Consider the following 4109-nt stretch of genomic DNA (forward strand, 5'->3'; position numbering starts at 1 on the left):
GGCAGGCCAAAAGGCGTCATGATCGAGCACAAAAGCCTGGTTGCCGATGTGGAAGACGGCATTGCCAGATATGCGATCAGTCCTTCCGACCGGGTGTTGCAGTTAGCCAGCATCAGCTTCGACCCGTCTGCCGAGCAGGCGTTTCTATCGCTGTTGGCAGGCGCGACGCTGATCGTCCGGGGCAACGAGATATGGGGCGGAGAGCAACTGATCGAGAACATGCACAGGTTCTCGGTCTCGATCGCCAACTTCACGCCTGCATATTTTGCCGGGACATTCGCACAGGATTTGAACCGGCTGCCAGCGCTTCGCCTGGTTCTCGTCGGAGGCGAGGCCTTGTCCAGCAAGAGCTTCGGCTCAAGCTGGCCGGACTTCCAGGTTTACAATCTTTATGGGCCGACCGAGACCACTGTAACGGCCTGCGCTTATCCGCTCGAGGAAGGCGAACCACAATTCCGGGGCCCGACTGTTCCGATCGGGCGTCCGATCTCGAACACGCATGTCTATGTTGTCGACGCTCATGGCGGGCTTTGCCCTGTCGGTGTCGCCGGGGAATTGTGGATCGGCGGGGCAGGGGTCGCGCGCGGCTATCTGAACCAGCCGATGCTGACGGCGGAGCGGTTCGTGGCCGATCCGTTCAGCACGGTTCCCGGCGCCCGGGTCTACCGGAGCGGGGATCTCGTCCGCTGGATGGCGGACGGCAACCTGGAATTCCTTGGCCGCAACGATGATCAGGTGAAGATCCGTGGCTTCCGGATCGAACTCGGCGAGATCGAGGCGCAATTGACGGCTTATCCTGGCGTGCGCGAGGCCGTTGTCGTGGCACGCCAGGAGGCATCCGGTGACAAGCGGCTGGTTGCCTATGTGGTCCCGCGGTCCCGATCGGCCCGGGACGTCAAGCGTGAAAGTCAAACCGTAGCGGGATGGCAGGAAGTCTATCAGGAAGAAAACAGCCAGCAGTCATCAGCCCCTTTTGGAGATGATTTTCATGGCTGGGACAGCAGCTATGATGGTCAACCTATCCCATTGAATGAAATGGAAGAGTGGCGAGACGCGACCGTCGCCCGAATTCTGGACCTGCAGCCCAAGAAGATTCTGGAGATCGGAGTTGGTACAGGGCTGCTGCTTTCGCGCCTTGCCCCGAACTGTACCGAATATTGGGGTGTCGACTTTTCCCCGCGCATTATTGACAGGCTGCAGGACCAGATTGCCGCACTGCCGGGCTTGTCAAATCGTACCCATCTTCGTTGCCAGGAAGCGAATGTCGTCGATGGTTTGCCAGCGGGCGCGTTCGATGCAATCGTTATCAATTCGGTTGCACAGTATTTCCCGACACCCCAGTATTTCGTCGATGTAATACGCCAGGCGATAGGCCTATTGGGGCCGGAAGGTGCAATATTCCTTGGCGACATCCGCAGCTTGCCTTTGCTTCGGTATTTTTCCACCGCCGTCGAGCTTACAAATACGAAAGGGAAGCCATCGCTTGAATCCGTTCGTTCGGCTGTCGAGCGACGTCTCGTGCTTGAGAAAGAAATTGCGCTGGACCCGCGTTTCTTCGTTGCGTTGCAAGATGTCGTCGATGGAGTCTCCGGGGTCGATATCCGGATCAAGCGGGGATTGTCCTCCAACGAGCTCAGTCGATATCGGTATGACGTCGTTTTAAGAAAGGGCGATGGGTCATCCCAATCTGCGGCGCATCTGCCCAAAATTTATTGGGGAAATTCCGTAAAGGATGTCACTTCCATTGCGGCTGCCGCTGCAAGCCATCCGAATGGATTTCGCCTTTGTAATTTCCCGAATGCGCATCTATGCGACGATCTATCCCTCATCGCTGATTACGATGAAACTGGCCTTGCCAAATACGTTGAGAACATTGGCCGCGACCCCATTCATGTCGAGGCATTGATCTCGCTCGGTGAGACGACCGGTCACCGCGTGGTTGCGACCTGGTCACACAATTCTCCATATGGAGAACTGGACGTTCTCTTCCTGCCGGAGAACTGGAGTGCGCCAAAAGATCTGTACCTCCCGCATCATGCCGTGGGGGAGTATGCAGATTTTGCGCATGATCCGTCAAAGTTCGAGGATTTGAGCCGGTTCGCGGCACTGTTGCGAAGGCATTTGTCCGGGTGCCTTCCGGATCACATGGTTCCTGCGGCCTTTGTGGTGCTTGACCGTTTGCCGCTGACGCCGAACGGCAAGGTGGATCGTCGCTCGCTGCCGGCGCCAGCGGACGAGGCGTATGCGCGCGGAGCCAGTGAAGCGCCGGTCGGCGAGATCGAGACGATGCTGGCCGGCCTGTGGAGCGAGTTGCTGGGCGTCGAACGCATCGGGCGCCGCGACAGCTTCTTCATCCTCGGAGGCCATTCGCTGCTGGCGGTGCGGCTGATCAGCCGCATCGGTCGGGAGTTCGGGATCGAGTTCAGACTGGCGCAGCTTTTTGCCCGGCCAGTCCTGGCCGAGATGGCCGAGGCGATATCCGACCTTGTCGGGAGTTCGGGTCGCCAGGTGCTGCCGTCGATCAGGCCTGTCGATCGCGCGGGCGTGTTGCCGCTCTCGTTTTCGCAGCAGCGCCTGTGGTTCCTCGCCCAGTTGGATGGGGTGAGCGCGAGCTATCACATTCCCTTGGCGCTTCAGTTGCGCGGCCCTCTTCATCGCGAGGCCCTTGGCCGCAGCCTGGACAGGTTGTGGGCGCGTCACGAGGGGCTGCGGAGCGTGTTTGTCGCGCAGGGCGGCGAGCCGCATGTCGAGCTTCTGGATGCGGATGCCGGCTTTGGACTGGTTGAGTACGATCTTCGGGGCGAGGATCACGCTCGGGAGCGCCAGGAAGAGATCTGCCGCAAGGAGGCGGATACGCCTTTTGACCTCGAGCGTGGCCCGCTGGTTCGCGGCAGTCTGATCCGACTGGGGGATGAGGAGCATGTCCTTGTCCTGACCCATCATCACATTGTTTCGGATGGTTGGTCGATTGAGGTCTTTCTGCGTGAACTGGGGCTGTTGTACGGGGCGTTCATGCACGGGCGAGAGGACCCGTTGCCGGCGCTGGATGTGCAATATCCCGACTATGCCGTCTGGCAGCGTGAATGGCTTTCGGGCGAACGTCAGGTGTCGCAGGCGACATACTGGAGTTCCGAGTTCGCTGACGCGCCGGTCTTGCTGGCATTGCCGACGGATCGCCCACGTCCACCACAACAATCACCGGCAGGCGCGCATGTCGGCATCCGGCTCGATGGCGAACTGACGCGCGAACTGAAGGCATTGAGCCTCCGGCACGGAACGACCTTGTTCATGACGGTTCTGGCGGCGTGGGCAGGTGTCCTGTCGCGGCTTTCGGGCCAGGATGACGTTGTCATAGGCACGCCCGTTGCAAACCGCGGTCGTACGGAGACGGAGGGCCTGATCGGCTTCTTCGTGAACACGCTGGCGCTGCGGATCGATCTTTCCGGATCGCCCGAAGTTGGGACGCTTCTGTCGCGGGTTCGTTCGAAGGTTGTTTCGGGCCAGGACCATCAGGACCTTCCATTCGAGCAGGTTGTCGAGATCGTCCAGCCTGCCCGTCGCCTGGATCACACTCCCTTGTTCCAGGTGATGTTCTCCTGGCAGAACGAAGATGCCATTGCGTCGGCAATGCTTGATGATCTTGCAGTGCGGCCGGTCGATACGGCCTATGAGGTCGCGAAGTTCGATCTCGATCTTGCTCTGAGTGAAGCTGGCGACGAGATCGTCGGCAGTCTCGGCTATGCGACAGCATTGTTCGATGCATCGACGATTGAACGTCATGCTGGCTATCTGGAAGCAATGCTGCGCGGTTTTGTTGCGGATGCGGCATGCGTGGTCGGCCGGATTGACTTGCTTGGACCGCAGGAGCGTCGGCTTCTGCTCGAGCAATGGAATGACACTGCGGCAGCCTTTGCGGAGGACGCCTGCATCCATGAGTTGTTCGAGGCCCAGGCGGTGCGGTCGCCGGATGCGATCGCGCTGATCTGCGACGATGAAGAGATCAGCTATGGCGAGCTGAACATACGGGCCAATCGTGTCGCGCACCGGCTGATCGAGCTTGGCGTGCGCCCTGATGCGCGGGTTGGCATCTGTGTCGAGCGGTCGCCGCT

1 protein-coding gene is annotated in these 4109 nt (G+C 59.9%); it reads left to right on the top strand.

The genetic code is table 11. The annotated features are described in order from the left end of the window. Positions 1-18: 18 nt before the first annotated feature. A partial coding sequence (locus tag ACFWYE_RS30940) for a condensation domain-containing protein (RefSeq protein ID WP_379115815.1) occupies positions 19-4109 on the top strand: 4091 nt, incomplete at its 3' end.

It is taken from the genome of Mesorhizobium sp. NPDC059025 (assembly GCF_042739655.1).
Taxonomy (GTDB): domain Bacteria; phylum Pseudomonadota; class Alphaproteobacteria; order Rhizobiales; family Rhizobiaceae; genus Mesorhizobium.